This is a genomic window from Streptomyces sp. NPDC050264 (assembly GCF_040655895.1).
Lineage (GTDB): Bacteria > Actinomycetota > Actinomycetes > Streptomycetales > Streptomycetaceae > Streptomyces.
The window spans coordinates 17330-31291 of sequence record NZ_JBFAKV010000025.1; the positions used below are offsets into that span (position 1 = coordinate 17330).

At 72.2% G+C, this 13962-nt stretch carries 13 protein-coding genes; 9 read left to right on the forward strand and 4 right to left on the reverse strand.

Going from position 1 to position 13962, the window contains the following annotated elements; translation table 11 throughout:
* Positions 1–10: 10 nt before the first annotated feature.
* The 3 genes from AB0J02_RS34180 (at position 11) to AB0J02_RS34190 (ending at position 1550) form a co-directional block, all read left to right on the forward strand.
* Entirely contained in the window at positions 11–391 is a 381-nt protein-coding gene (locus tag AB0J02_RS34180) for a helix-turn-helix transcriptional regulator (RefSeq protein WP_363197722.1), read from the forward strand.
* Positions 392–549: 158 nt separating this feature from the next.
* Positions 550–1023: a DNA starvation/stationary phase protection protein gene (locus AB0J02_RS34185; protein WP_363197723.1), complete on the forward strand. Its 474-nt coding sequence runs from the start codon at positions 550–552 to the stop codon at positions 1021–1023.
* A 200-nt stretch (positions 1024–1223) separates the two neighbouring features.
* Positions 1224–1550, forward strand: a complete 327-nt coding sequence (locus tag AB0J02_RS34190) for a hypothetical protein (RefSeq protein ID WP_363197724.1) — start codon at positions 1224–1226, stop codon at positions 1548–1550.
* Here the strand turns inward: AB0J02_RS34190 and AB0J02_RS34195 are convergent.
* From AB0J02_RS34195 to AB0J02_RS34205, 3 genes are all read right to left on the reverse strand, one after another.
* Complete coding sequence (locus AB0J02_RS34195) at positions 1498–2280, reverse strand: SDR family NAD(P)-dependent oxidoreductase (RefSeq protein WP_363197725.1); 783 nt, start codon at positions 2278–2280, stop codon at positions 1498–1500. The genes AB0J02_RS34190 and AB0J02_RS34195 overlap by 53 nt on opposite strands.
* 32 nt (positions 2281–2312) lie before the next feature.
* On the reverse strand, positions 2313–3137 hold the full coding sequence (locus AB0J02_RS34200; protein ID WP_363197726.1) for a DNA-formamidopyrimidine glycosylase family protein: 825 nt from the start codon (positions 3135–3137) through the stop codon (positions 2313–2315).
* 117 nt (positions 3138–3254) lie between these two features.
* A complete protein-coding gene (locus AB0J02_RS34205) occupies positions 3255–8036 on the reverse strand; it encodes an ATP-dependent helicase (protein WP_363197727.1) in 4782 nt (1593 codons plus the stop codon).
* Between the two features lie 87 nt (positions 8037–8123).
* Here AB0J02_RS34205 and AB0J02_RS34210 point away from each other — a divergent pair, with 87 nt between their 5' ends.
* The 4 genes from AB0J02_RS34210 to AB0J02_RS34225 all read left to right on the forward strand — a co-directional run bounded on the left by AB0J02_RS34210 (position 8124) and on the right by AB0J02_RS34225 (position 11401).
* Positions 8124–9155 (forward strand): AraC family transcriptional regulator, encoded by a 1032-nt coding sequence (locus AB0J02_RS34210; protein WP_363197728.1) that lies wholly within the window; start codon positions 8124–8126, stop codon positions 9153–9155.
* Positions 9095–9787: an AzlC family ABC transporter permease gene (locus AB0J02_RS34215; protein ID WP_363197729.1), complete on the forward strand. Its 693-nt coding sequence runs from the start codon at positions 9095–9097 to the stop codon at positions 9785–9787. Before AB0J02_RS34210 ends, AB0J02_RS34215 begins: the two co-directional genes overlap by 61 nt.
* A complete protein-coding gene (locus tag AB0J02_RS34220) occupies positions 9784–10092 on the forward strand; it encodes an AzlD domain-containing protein (RefSeq protein ID WP_363197730.1) in 309 nt (102 codons plus the stop codon). The genes AB0J02_RS34215 and AB0J02_RS34220 overlap by 4 nt, the downstream gene beginning before the upstream one ends.
* Before the next feature lie 130 nt (positions 10093–10222).
* Positions 10223–11401, forward strand: coding sequence for a helix-turn-helix domain-containing protein (locus AB0J02_RS34225; RefSeq protein ID WP_363197731.1), 1179 nt, complete (start codon positions 10223–10225; stop codon positions 11399–11401).
* 16 nt (positions 11402–11417) lie between these two features.
* On the opposite strand, the gene AB0J02_RS34230 is transcribed toward AB0J02_RS34225, so the two are convergent.
* The gene (locus tag AB0J02_RS34230) at positions 11418–12368 is read right to left on the reverse strand and encodes a hypothetical protein (protein WP_363197732.1); all 951 of its coding nucleotides are present in this window, start codon (positions 12366–12368) and stop codon (positions 11418–11420) included.
* A 79-nt stretch (positions 12369–12447) separates the two neighbouring features.
* On the opposite strand from AB0J02_RS34230, the gene AB0J02_RS34235 reads away from it, so the two are divergent.
* The gene (locus AB0J02_RS34235) at positions 12448–12642 is read left to right on the forward strand and encodes a DUF3046 domain-containing protein (protein WP_363197733.1); all 195 of its coding nucleotides are present in this window, start codon (positions 12448–12450) and stop codon (positions 12640–12642) included.
* Between the two features lie 59 nt (positions 12643–12701).
* Complete coding sequence (locus AB0J02_RS34240; protein ID WP_363197734.1) at positions 12702–13940, forward strand: AI-2E family transporter; 1239 nt, start codon at positions 12702–12704, stop codon at positions 13938–13940.
* The last annotated feature ends 22 nt before the right edge of the window (positions 13941–13962 follow it).

Consider the following 13962-nt stretch of genomic DNA (forward strand, 5'->3'; position numbering starts at 1 on the left):
GGAGCCACCGATGATTCTGCTCCGTCGCCTGCTGGGTGACGTGCTGCGTCGGCAGCGCCAGCGCCAGGGCCGTACTCTGCGCGAAGTCTCCTCGTCCGCCCGAGTCTCGCTCGGCTATCTCTCCGAGGTGGAGCGGGGGCAGAAGGAGGCATCCTCCGAGCTGCTTTCCGCTATCTGCGACGCGCTTGACGTACGGATGTCCGAGCTGATGCGCGAGGTGAGCGACGAGCTCGCCCTCGCGGAACTGGCGGAGTCGGCAGCAGCGGTCCCGTCGGGTCCGGTGCACGCACCGGTTCGCCCGATGCTCAATGCGGTCTCCGTGACCGGCGTCCCGCCGGAACGGGTGACGATCAAGGCGCCTGCGGAGGCGGTCGACGTCGTAGCGGCGTAGCGCCTGCGTACAGCGTGAAAGGTGGGAAAGCCCCGGCCGGGAAGAGGTCGGGGCTCTCTGCTGTGCGCTCGAAGCCGGGGGCGCGATTCAGGGCTTCGTGTGTCCGTAATAGTCCATGTGTGCCATCGTTGGTGATGATTTCCACATGGAGGTGAGGGATGTACGTCGTGAAGAGCCCGCTGTCCGATGCTGACCTGAAGACGGTGTCCGAGGCGCTGCAAGGCGCGCTCGTGGACCTGGTGGACCTCTCCCTCGTGGCGAAGCAGGTCCACTGGAACGTCGTCGGCCCCCGGTTCCGTTCCGTGCACCTTCAGCTCGACGAGGTCGTGGACACCGCGCGCCTGCACTCCGACACGGTCGCGGAGCGGGCCTCGACGCTGGGTGTCCCGCCGGACGGGCGGGCGGCGACGGTGGCCGCCAGCAGTGGCATCGGCACGGTGTCCGACGGCTGGGTGAAGGACACGGACGCCGTGGGGACGCTGGTGGAGGCGCTCGGTGCGGTGATCACCAGGATGCGCGCCCGGATCGAGGCGACCGGCGAAGCCGACCCGGTGAGCCAGGACATCTTCATCGGCATCACGGCCGACCTGGAGAAGCACCACTGGATGTTCCAGGCCGAAAACCGCGGCTGAGGCGTTCGTTTCAGATCGGTACGAGCGGTACGGAGTGCTTGAGCGGCCTGAGTGTTCGAGGTTGATCGGGTGCTTGAGCCGTGTGGAGTGCGGGGGCGCGTCAACGGGCTGATGGCGCGCCCCTGGTGTGCCCTGTCGGAATCCACGGAGTGCGTTGGGCGTCAGATGCCATACCGGTGACGGGCGGAGGTGAGCGGTCGGTGGCTCGTCGGCTGCTGCGCTGGATACCGGGCGTGGTCCTCGGTGTGCTGTGGTGGTGGGGTGTACTGCGTCTGGCTCTCGCACCCGACGCAGGGGTGTTCGAAGGGGCGGTCACGTTCGGCGGCTGGGGGCTCAGTCTGCTGCCGGTGCACGCGCTGCCGAAGGGGCGGGCGGCGGGGGTTTCCGGGGCACCCGGGCACCATGGGGCGCGGCGGGTGCGGTCGCGGGCGGTGCGGGCGGGACAGCTGATGGGGACTGGGGCGCGGGGGCAGGTCACCAAGGCATGGCAACGCCGCCGTTCGGACGGAGAATCTGGCCCGTCGTGAACCCCGCGGCGTCCGAGGCGAGGTGCAGCACCGCGTGCGCGATGTCCTCCGGTTCACCGACGCGGCCGAGCGGGGCCATACGCACCATCAGAGACTCCGTGTGGGCCTGGGCGCTCTCGTCGTGGCGGTCCGTCATCGGGGTGCGGATCCAGCCCGGCGCGACCGCGTTGACGCGGATGCCGTGCCGGCCGACCTCCGTGGCCAGGGTCTTGGTCAGCTGGACGACGGCGGCCTTGGCCGCGCCGTAGCAGAGCAGGCCGGGGCCGCCGGTGTCGACCGCGCCCGAGGCCATGGTGACGATGCTGCCGCGGGTGCCGGCCGCGATCATCGTGCGGGCCGCTTCCTGGCACGCGTACAGAACGCCCTTGAAGTTGATGGCGAGTACGCGGTCGAGGTCCTCGTCGAGGGTCTCCAGGACGGGGCTGTTGTGCATGACTCCGGCGATGGCGGCCATGATGTCCAGCGCGCCGGTGGGGCTGGTCGCGCAGGCGATGGCGACGGCCTCGGCGACCTGGGCGCGGTCGGACACGTCCAAGGTGTGCGGGTGGGCCGAGCCGCCGGTGTCCTTGATGAGCGCCGCTGTCTCGTGCAGGCCCCGCGCGTCGCGGTCCGCGCAGTGCACGGTGGCCCCTGCTTCGGCGAGCAGCGTGGCCGACGCGCGGCCGATGCCGCTCGCGGCCCCGGTGACGAATGCGGTGCGTCCGGTGAGGTCGTACGCCTTGACGGGCATGAGGGGACCGTACGAGCTGACCTGACGACCCGTCAATTAGCGTGCGCGGGATACCTGGTGGGGTGCGGGCCCGGCTGACAGGTGGGGCACCAGTAAGTGGGGCGTTCGCGGGAGCCGTCCCCCTGTTCGGCCACGCGGATCGGCGTGCGGCAGCGCAGGCAGGGGCGTCGGGCCCTGCCATAGACGTACAGACGCTCGCCGGGATGGGCGCGGCCGGTGGTGACACGGTTGGGGCGGTCGCGGTTCGCTTCGAGGAGTTTCTTCGCGAGCGGCGGGAGGAGCTCGGCGGTCTCGGGCGCCAGTTCGCCGACCGGGAGCCAGGGGGTGATGCGCAGGAGGAAGCAGATCTCGGACTTGTAGACGTTGCCGATGCCGGCGAGGTTGCGCTGGTCGAGGAGGGCCTCGCCGACGGCGCGGCCGGGGTCCCTGCGCAGGTTGCTCAGGGCCGTCTCCGGATCCCAGTCCGGGCCCAGCAGGTCGGGGCCGAGATGACCGACGGCCTTGGATTCCTCGATGGTCTTCAGCAACTCGAGCACGGGGAGGCGATAGCCCACGGCCGCGTGCGACTCGTTGGCGAGGATGGCCCGGATCTGGTGCGTGGGGCCGCCGCGCCAGCGCTCACCCGGGGCGTAGATCTTCCACGAGCCGTCCATCCGCAGGTGGGAGTGGAGGGTGAGCCCGCCCTCGATGCGGGTCAGCAGGTGCTTGCCGCGTGAGGTGACGTCCAGGACCGTACGGCCGGTGAGGTCTGCCGTGGCGAACCGGGGGACACGCAGGTCGGAGCGGATGAGGACCTGGCCCGCGAGCGCGGTGTGCAGTCGCTTCGCGGCCTGCAGGACGGTGTCTCCTTCGGGCATGACTCAAGGGTAGGCCGCGTGCCCTGCGTGCGACGGTCGAGCGGGCGGGGCCGCGCTGTCCTGTCGGCTCTCTCCGCGAACGGCTCCACGCAGGAACGGCACTGTCCACGAACGGCTCTATGCGCGAAGGCGCAGGCCGCGGGGCGTCGCGTGGAAACCGGCTCCTTCCAGGAGGGGGGCGTACGGGGCGGTGAGCGCGGCCTCGCCGTTGATCCGCTCGACGGTGATCGTGCCGAGGGCGCCGGAGCGGGCCGCCTCGGCCAGCGACCGGGCGGCGGCGGGCAGCCGGGCGTCGTCCGCGATGTCGGCGGCGGTCGGCGCGGCGGTGTCGGTCCCGGTGCTGGGCCAGGCGAGGAGGCTCTTGCCGCCGCGCTCCATGTAGAGAGTCAGCTCACCGTCGACGAGGACCACCAGGGAACCGGCCTTGCGGCCCGGCTTGTGGCCCGCGCGCGTGGGCGGCTCGGGCCAGGGGAGCGCCGCGCCGTACGCGTTGGCCGGGTCGGCGGCGGCGAGGACCAGGGCGCGGGCAGCGGCGGTCCTGGCGGCGGGGGCAGCCGGGCCGCCGACCTGTCCGTACGGGTCGGGCGGGGGCGCGCCGCGCTCCTGGGCGGTGGCTGCCGCACGCAGGCGGTCCACCGCGCCGTCCATCGCGAACTGGGCGGCACCGAGACCCTCCACCACATAGCCGCGCCGTGCCTGCCCGCTCTCCTCGAAGACGGACAGGACCCGGTACGTCGCCGAGAAACCGCCCTCGACACCCTCGGCGGCGACCGCGCCGCGGGTCACCACGCCGTGCCGGTCCAGAAGGGTGCGGGCCAGGGCGTGGGCACGCAGGGTCGGGTCGGGCTCCGCGGCGGGCAGCAGCGACCAGCGGCCGGCGACCGTGGGCGGGCCGGTGCGCGAGGTGGCCCTGGCGGCGGCCGTCAGGCTTCCGTAGCGGCCGCGCGGGACGGCTCTTCGGGCGCGGTGGGCGGTGGAACCCGCGGTGCGGCCGGAGCCGAGGAGGGCGCGCATCGGGGCGAGCGTGTCGTTCGTGAGCCGGCCCGACCAGGCCAGATCCCAGAGGGCGTCGGCCAGTTGTGGGTCGGTGGCGCTGACGGGGGCGCCACTGTGCACCTCGATGTCCTCGGTGGGCGTGGTGGCACGGACCTGGTCGGCGATCTGCCGGAAGAACAGGCCGTAGCCGCCGGAGAGGCTGTTCAGGACGGCCTGGTGGAGCGGGGTCAGCTCCAGGGGGTGCGGGGGTGGCAGCAGGAGCGGGGCGGCGTCGGCGAGGTAGAGGGAGACCCAGCCGTCCTTGCCGGGGAGCGAGCCCGCGCCGGCCCACAACACCTCGCCGGATACCGTGAGTTCGTCGAGCAGCGCCGGCGCGTAGCCGGAGACACGGGAGGGCAGGACGAGCTTCTCCAGGGCCGAGGCGGGCACGGAGGCGCCCTGGAGCTGCTCCACGGCGCGGACCAGACCGTCGATCCCGCGCAGACCGTGGCCGCTGCTCACGTTCTGCCACTGGGGGAGGAACTGGGCCAGGGCGGCGGGCGGCACCGGCTCGAGTTCGTGCCGCAGCGCGGCGAGGGAGCGGCGGCGCAGGCGGCGCAGCACGGTGGCGTCGCACCACTCCTGGCCGATACCGGCGGGGTGGAACTCGCCCTGCACGACCCGGCCGTTGGCCGCGAGGCGCTGGAGGGCGCCCTCCGTGACGGCGGTGCCCAGACCGAAGCGGGCGGCCGCCTGGCTGGAGGTGAACGGTCCGTGGGTGCGGGCATAGCGGGCCAGGAGATCGCCGAGCGGGTCCTTGACCGGCTCGGTGAAGGCCTCGGGAACTCCGACGGGCAATGCGGTGCCGAGGGCGTCGCGCAGGCGGCCCGCGTCCTCGATCGCCGCCCAGTGGTCGGCGCCGGCGACACGGACCCGGATGGCGCGGCGGGCGGACGCCAGTTCCTCGGCCCAGCCGGACTCGGCACCCCGCTCCGTCAACTCGGCGTCCGTGAGCGGCCCCAGGAGGCGCAGCCGGTCCGCGACCCCTTCGACATCCTTGATGCGGCGGTCCTCCGTGCGCCACTGCAGCTCCTGCTCCAGCTCGGCCAGCACGTCCGCGTCGAGAAGCTCGCGCAACTCGGCCTGGCCCAGAAGCTCGGCCAGCAGGTGTGAGTCCAGGGACAGCGCCGCCGCGCGGCGCTCGGCGAGCGGGGAGTCGCCCTCGTAGAGGAACTGCGCGACATAGCCGAACAGCAGCGAGCGGGCGAAGGGGGACGCCTCCGGGGTGGTGACCTCGACGAGGCGCACCTTGCGGGACTCGATGTCGCCCATCAGCTCCGTGAGGCCCGGTACGTCGAAGACGTCCTGGAGGCACTCCCGCACCGCCTCCAGGACGATCGGGAAGGAGCCGAACTCGCTCGCCACCTGGAGCAGTTGAGAAGCGCGCTGACGCTGCTGCCACAAGGGCGTGCGCTTGCCCGGGTTCCGCTTCGGGAGGAGCAGCGCGCGGGCGGCGCATTCGCGGAAGCGGGACGCGAACAGGGCCGAGCCGCCCACCTCGTCGGTGACGAGCTGGTCGACGTCCCCCTTGTCGAAGACGACGTCCGCCGCGCCGATGGGGGCCTGATCGGCGTCGTACTCAAGACCCGGCTTGGCCGGCTCCTGGTCGAGGAGGTCCAGGCTCATCAGGTCGGCGTCGGGCAGGCGCAGCACGATGCCGTCGTCGGCGTGCATGACCTGGGCGTCCATGCCGTACTTCTCGCTGAGCCGGGCGCCGAGGGCGAGCGCCCACGGGGCGTGCACCTGGGCGCCGAACGGCGAGTGCACGACGACGCGCCAGTCGCCCAGCTCGTCCCGGAAACGCTCGACCACGATGGTGCGGTCGTCCGGGATGTGGCCGCATGCCTCGCGCTGCTCGGCCAGGTACGACAGCACGTTCTCCACGGCCCAGGTGTCCAGGCCCGCCGCGGCCAGGCGCACGCGCGCGTCGTCGGGCTTCTGCGAGCCGACCTCGCGGAGGAACGCGCCCAGCGCACGCCCCAGTTCGAGCGGGCGGCCCAGCTGATCGCCCTTCCAGAAGGGGAGCCGGCCGGGGACGCCGGGGGCGGGGGAGACGAGGACGCGGTCGCGCGTGATGTCCTCGATGCGCCAGGAGCTGGTGCCCAGGGTGAAGACGTCTCCCACCCGGGACTCGTAGACCATCTCCTCGTCGAGCTCGCCGACGCGGCCGCCGCCCTTCTTGGGGTCGGCGCCCGCGAGGAAGACGCCGAACAGGCCGCGGTCGGGGATGGTGCCCCCGGAGGTGACGGCCAGACGCTGGGCTCCGGGGCGGCCCGTGATGGTGCCGGCGACGCGGTCCCAGACGACGCGTGGGCGCAGCTCGGCGAAGGCGTCGGACGGATAGCGGCCCGCGAGCATGTCGAGGACGCCGGTGAACGCCGACTCCGGGAGCGAGGCGAAGGGGGCCGCCCTGCGGACGAGCGCGAGGAGGTCGTCGACCTGCCACGTGTCCAGGGCCGTCATCGCGACCAGCTGCTGGGCGAGCACGTCCAGCGGATTGCCCGGGACGCGCAGCGACTCGATGGCGCCCGAGCGCATCCGCTCGGTCACGACCGCGGACTGCACCAGGTCGCCGCGGTACTTCGGGAACACAACCCCTGTGGACACCGCGCCCACTTGGTGGCCCGCACGTCCCACGCGCTGCAGGCCGGAGGCGACGGAGGGCGGTGACTCCACCTGGATGACGAGGTCGACAGCACCCATGTCGATGCCGAGCTCAAGGCTCGACGTGGCGACGACGGCGGGCAGCCGGCCCGCCTTCAGGTCCTCCTCGACCAGTGCGCGCTGCTCCTTGGAGACCGAGCCGTGGTGAGCGCGGGCGATGACCTGAGGAGCGCCCGTCGCCGCGCCGGAGCCGCCCATCAGCTCGGCGGGGGAATGGTCCTCGGGAAGGGCCTCGCCGGTGGCGCGCTCGTAGGCGATCTCGTTCAACCTGTTGCACAGGCGCTCCGCCAGCCGTCGTGAGTTGGCGAAGACGATCGTGGAGCGGTGGGACTCGATGAGGTCCGTGATGCGCTCCTCCACGGAGGGCCAGATCGACGGACGCTCGGCTCCCTGGTCGGAGTCGGCGACCGGGGAACCGCCCAGCTCGCCGAGATCCTCGACCGGGACCACCACCGACAGGTCGAACTCCTTGCCGGACGGCGGCTGGACGATCTCCACCTTGCGCTGCGGCGACAGATAGCGCGCCACCTCGTCGACCGGGCGGACCGTCGCGGACAGGCCGATACGGCGGGCCGGGCGGGGCAGCAACTCGTCCAGCCGCTCCAGCGAGAGTGCCAGGTGGGCGCCGCGCTTGGTGCCCGCCACCGCGTGCACCTCGTCCAGGATCACCGTCTCGATCCCGGTCAGTGCCTCGCGCGTGGCCGACGTCAGCATCAGGAACAGCGATTCCGGTGTCGTGATCAGAATGTCCGGCGGACGCGTGGCCAGCGCGCGGCGCTCGGCGGGCGGGGTGTCCCCGGAGCGGATGCCGACCTTCACCTCGGGCTCGGGCAGGCCCAGGCGGACGGCCTCCTGACGGATCCCGGTCAGCGGACTGCGCAGATTGCGCTCGACGTCGACCGCGAGGGCCTTCAACGGTGACACGTACAGGACGCGGCAGCGCTTCTTGGGGTCGGCGGGAGGGGGCGAGGAGGCGAGCTGGTCGAGGGCGGCGAGGAAGGCGGCGAGTGTCTTGCCCGAACCGGTCGGCGCGACGACCAGCACGTCCGACCCCTCTCCGATCGCCCGCCACGCCCCGGCCTGCGCGGGCGTGGGCGTGGGAAAGGCCCCCGTGAACCAACCACGCGTCGCGGGGGAGAACCCGTCAAGGGCGCTGAGGGCACCGGAGCCGCTCTGGGTTCCCTGCCTGGACCTGACCATGACCCCATCCTGCACCCCACCACTGACAACGGCCGTGACCTGCGGAAACGACTGGTTCATCAGGGTGACGTGGCGCAGAATGGGGGCATGGCGGGCAACGGCGAATGGGCGCGGCACTGGCGGTACGAACGGCTGCCCGGGCTCGATCTGCTGCGGGCCCGTTACCTCCGGCACACCTTCCCGCGCCACAGCCACGACGGCTATGTGTTCGGCGCGGTCACCCGCGGTGTCGAGGAGGTCGGCCTGCCCGACGGCACCGTGTACGCCGGGCCGGGCAGCGTCGTCATGATCAACCCCGAGGTGGCGCACACCGCGCGGGCCGGCGGCCCCGACGGCTGGTCGTACGCCACGCTCTACCCCTCCGCGCAGGTCGTCGCCGAGATAGCGGCGGAGACCACCACGGTCCGCGGCACCGCGGGCTTCGGCGAGACCATCGTCATGGATCCCCGGGCCGCGCAGCTGATCCAGGAGGTGCACCGGGCCGCAGAGCAGGGCGACGCGCTGGCCGCCGACAGCCTGCTTCGGGTCGTGCTCGCCCGGCTGCTGCGCGACCACGGCACGGCGCTCGCCCAGCGCCCGCGTTGGTCCGCGGGGGCCAGGGCCGCGGCACGCGCGCGTGAGGTCCTCCAGGAGGGCATGACCGACCCGCCGTCCCTGGAGGCCCTCGCCGCGGACCTCGGCACCAGTTCGTTCGCGTTGCTGCGGGCCTTCCGCGACGCCTACGGGATGCCGCCGCACGCCTGGCTCACCAACGAGCGGGTGCGCGTCGCACGCCGCCTCCTGGAGAAGGGCACGGCGCCAGCCGATGCCGCCGTGGCCGTCGGTTTCACCGACCAGCCGCACCTGAACCGGCACTTCACCCGGATCGTCGGGGTGCCCCCAGGGGCGTACCAGCGCGAGCGCAAGAACGTACAAGACGCTGACGGGCGCTTCCTCGTACGGTCCGAGGCGTGGCAGAACAGACAACACCCGCAGACATACGACCACCGGACGACCCCCGTCCCGAGCACACCGAGCCCGGGCACACGGGAGAGGCCGGCAAGTCCGACGCCGCCGTCGTGCGGGACGCGCTCGGCGTCGGCGTCGCGGTCGGGCTGTCCGGATTCGCCTTCGGAGTGACCTCGGCGGGCAGCGGCCTCAGCGTGCTGCAGACCTGCGCGCTCAGCCTTCTTGTCTTCACCGGGGCGTCACAGTTCGCGCTCGTCGGCGCACTCGCGGCCGGAGGCAACCCGTTCACCGCCGCCGCGGGCGCGTTCTTCCTCGGCGTGCGCAACGCGTTCTACGGGCTGCGCCTTTCCCAGTTGCTGGCCCTCCCGCGCGCGGTGCGGCCGTTCGCCGCGCACTGGGTCATCGACGAGACGTCGGCCGTCGCCCTGGCCCAGCCGACGCGGCGCAGCGTGCGCATGGGGTTCACCGTCACCGGACTCACCCTGTACGTCCTGTGGAACCTGACCACGCTGTTCGGCGCCCTCGGGGCCGAGGCCATCGGCGACACCGACGCCTGGGGGATCGACGCGGCCGGGCCTGCCGTCTTCCTCGCCCTGTTGGCACCGATGCTGAAGACCACCACCGAGCGGGCCGTAGCGGCCGTCGCCGTCGTACTCGGGCTCGCACTGCTTCCTGTGCTGCCGGCCGGAGTGCCCGTTCTGGTGGCCGCCCTCGCCGCACCGGCAGTGCTCTACGTAGAGGGCCGTCGCCGTTCCGCCGTATCCGATGCCGATGCTGATGCCGAGCAAGGAGGAGACCGTTGAACATCTGGATCGCCATCGGCGTCACCGCGGTGGGCTGTTACGCCGTCAAGCTGATCGGCCTGCTCGTGCCCGCGGGCGCTCTGGAGCGGCCCGCCGTGAAACGCCTCGCGGCGCTGCTCCCGGTCGCGCTGCTCGCCGCCCTCACGGCGCAGCAGACGTTCGCGGAGGGGCGCGTCCTGATCCTCGACGCCAAGGCGGCGGGGCTGGCAGCGGCCGCCGTCGCGCTGGTGCTGCGCGCACCGTTCCTCGTGGTCGTCGCCGCCGCCGTGGTCGTCACGGCAGGGGTGCGGGCGCTTACGGGGTGACCTGATCCGTAGGGCATGACCTCTTACTGCTGTGCTGGATCTACGTAGTGTGACGCGTCTACGTAAGGTGACGCTTCACCCCGAGCAGCCGCGTACGGAAACACGAGTCCAGAACCGAGGGAGGGAAACCGTGCCTCTGTCACCCGAAGCACGCTCTCTCGCCGCGCGCTGCGAGCCGCGCGTCAACGAGCTGGCCCGCCGCATGGCCCGCGACTCCTTCGAGGACCTGCCCGGGTACGCGGATCTGCCCGACGACGTGAAGGACCTGGAGATCGCCGCGACCGCCCGGCACGGCGTACGGCTCTTCCTGCGCCGCGTCGACGGCTTCGGCCAGGAGCAGCCCGGCAGCCACCGGCTGTTCCGTGAGAGGGCCGCCCAGCGCGCCGAGGAGGGCATGCCGCTGCACCTCCTGCTGCGCACCCACGCGCTCGGCGTCTACGTCCTGTGGCAGGCGCTGCGCGACGTGGCGCGCCCCGGCGAGGAGGCCGCGCTCGTCGAACTGGTCGACATCCTGCTCCAGAGCCACCCCGCCATCGTGGGCGCGGTCGCCGAGACGTACCTGGACGAACGCTCGGCCCTGGAGGCCGAACAGCGGGCCCAGCAGCGGTCGTTGCTGCGCGGCCTGCTCGACGGCATGGTCCCGCCCGGCCATGTGCTGCTCGACCAGCTCCGCCTCGAAGGCCCCGCTCTCGTCCTCGCGCTCGGCCTCGACGCGCCGCCTTCAGCAGGCCCGGTCGCGGTACGCCGCCGTCTGCGGCGCGTCCAGACCGTCCTGGACCGCGCCTTCGGGATGGACGTGCCGGCGCTCCTGGACGGTGACGGCGGCCGCGTCGTCGTCCCTCAGGACTGCGCCCCGCCCGACGACCTGCCGCAGCACCTGAGCAAGGCCAGCGGCCTGCAGGTGCGGGTGGCCGCCGTGCGGGTGGAAGGGCCCGAGCACATCACCGAGGGGGCCCGCACCGCGACCGAGATCCTGCGCGTCGCGCGCGCGTGCGGCCGGCCACCCGGTCTGCACCGGCTCGACGACATCCTCCTCGAGTACCACCTGTCGCGACGCAACGAGAGCAGCCACCGCATCGCGGCGCTCCTCGACCCGATCGCGGGGCGGCCCGAACTGCTGGAGACGTTGCGTACCCACATGGCCCAGCAGCAGGACCGCAGGGCCACCGCCGCCGCGCTCGTGCTGCACCCGAACACCGTCGACAACCGGCTCGCGAAGATCGCCGAGCAGACCGGCATCGACCTGTCGTCGCCGCGCGGCACGGCGCTCGCGCTAGCGGCGCTGCTTCTGCGCGACTCCGAGGACTGACACAGCCCACGGCTGTCTACAAGGGACGTCCGTAGGCGCGCAGTGTGCGCAGCGCCTCGATCGTCACCATGGGACGCGCCTCCAGGGCGGTGCCCGGCGCCCACTGGCGCCAATTGACCGGCCAGCCGCCGTCCTCCTGCTGCTCGTTCTCCAGATGGCCGAGCGCGTGGGACATCTCCTCGTCGGTGAACCAGGAGCGGGCCAGCGACTCGGGAACCTTCGCGTAGTCGTACGGGAAGTGGTGCTCGCCCGGCGCGTAGCCGGGAGCGACCGGGTAGTCGTCCTCGCGTCCCGGATCGAGCACCGCGAGCCGCTGCTCGCGGACGAGCCGCCCGAGCCGGTCGGCGGCGACCCGCGCGCGCGAGCGGTCCGGTACACCGTCCAGGAAGGCGACCGCCGCCTCGATCTCGTACGGATGTGACGTCTTCAGTGACTCGACGGCTGCCCAGCAGAAGTCCGTGGCCCGGAACAGCCAGGCGTGCCACACCTCGTTGCGGTGCAGCAGGCCGACCACCGGGCCGGTGGCCAGCAGCTCGCTCGGCGGATCGTCCACGATGGGCACGAACGGCGCGTGCGGATAGTCGCGCTGGCTGGGATGCACCGCCGGAAGGGCGCCTTCCGGAGTGGAGACGGCGGTCAGATAGCGGCACACCCGCTCCACGCGCTGCCCCGAGCACCGCCCGATCGAGTCCAGGACACGCAGCGCGTGACCGGTGTGCAGGGGCTGGCTGACCGGGCCGCGCAGATCGGGTTCGAGGGCGTGCCCGTAGCCGTCGTCCTCGTTGCGGTAGGCGGCCAGGGCGGTCTCGACGGCATCGGCCGCCGCGGACGAGCCCTCCAGGAAGTGGTAGGCGAAGCGACGCTGTTCCAGGACGCGCGCGGTCAGCCAGACAAACGGTTCGGCACGGGAGAGCGGGGAGCGTGCCGAGGGCGATGAGGGGAGTGGGGAAGCTCCGGTTTCGGCCATGCACCGACCGTAGGACGGAAAGCGTTCTCGGTGAGCCTCCCCGGCCCGGCCCCACTCTCAGGGGCGGGATACTGGAGGCATGCGGTTGACGGTTTTCTGGCAGCGGATGGCGGGCCACTTCGGGTCCGGGTACGCCGACACGTTCGCGCGCGACCACGTGATGGCGGGGCTCGGCGGGCGCACGGTCCAAGAGGCGCTCGACTCCGGCTGGGAGGCGAAGGACGTCTGGCGCGTGGTGTGCACCACGATGGACGTGCCCGCCGACGAGCGCTGATCGCGTCGGCGGGCCGGGGGCGGTCACCGATGACTTGTGGTGTGGGCGAGACTGGCCCCGTGGCAGCGACAGACGAGAACCTCCAGGTGGCGGACGACGCCGCACCGCCCGGCACGACACCTCCCGAGGAGCCGCCCGGCCCGGCGCCGGTTCCGCGCCCCGGCATGCCGCGCTGGCTGCCGCGCGCGATGGTGCTCGCCCTGGCTCTCATCGCCTGCTTCCAGCTCGGCAGTTGGGCCTTCCACCAGATCACCGGGCTGCTGATCAACGTTCTGATCGCGTTCTTCCTGGCGCTCGCGGTGGAGCCCGCGGTGAGCTGGATGTCGGCGCGCGGACTGCGTCGCGGCCTCGCCACGGGCCTCGTCTTCTTCGCCGTGATGATCGCGTGCGCGGGCTTCGTCGTGCTGATGGGGTCGATGCTCGCCGGGCAGATCGTGGACATGGTCGAGGACTTTCCGAAATACCTCGACCAGGTCATCAGCTGGGTCAACCAGACGTTCCACACCGAGCTCAACCGCGTCGAGGTCCAGGACAGCCTGCTGCACTCGGACTGGCTCCAGAAGTACGTCCAGAACAGCGCCACTGGCGTCCTGGACGTGTCCGGGCAGGTGCTCGGCGGGCTCTTCCAGCTCCTGACGATCGCGCTGTTCTCGTTCTACTTCGCCGCCGACGGGCCGCGGCTGCGGCGCGCGCTGTGCTCGGTGCTGCCGCCCGCCAAGCAGGCCGAGGTGCTGCGTGCCTGGGAGATCGCCGTCGACAAGACGGGCGGCTACCTGTACTCGCGCGGTCTGATGGCGCTGATCTCGGGAATCGCGCATTACATCCTGCTGCAGGCGCTCGGCGTGCCGTACGCGCCGGTGCTCGCCGTCTGGGTGGGCCTAGTCTCGCAGTTCATCCCGACCATCGGCACCTACCTGGCGGGCGCCCTGCCGATGCTGATCGCCTTCACCGTGGACCCCTGGTACGCGCTGTGGGTGCTCATCTTCGTAGTCGTGTACCAGCAGTTCGAGAACTACATGCTGCAGCCGAAGCTGACCGCCAAGACGGTGGACATCCACCCCGCGGTCGCCTTCGGATCGGTCATCGTGGGCACGGCGCTGCTCGGTGCCGTGGGCGCGCTGATCGCGATCCCCGCCGTCGCGACGCTGCAGGCGTTCCTGGGCGCCTACGTGAAGCGGTACGACGTCACCGACGACCCGCGCGTGCACGGGCACCGCAGACGTGGCGGCGCGACGGTCCTCGCCCGCGCGCGACGCGCCCTGCGGGGGCCGAACGAGCCCAACTCCGAAGGCCAGTGAGCCGGTTCCCGCTCCTCAGGGC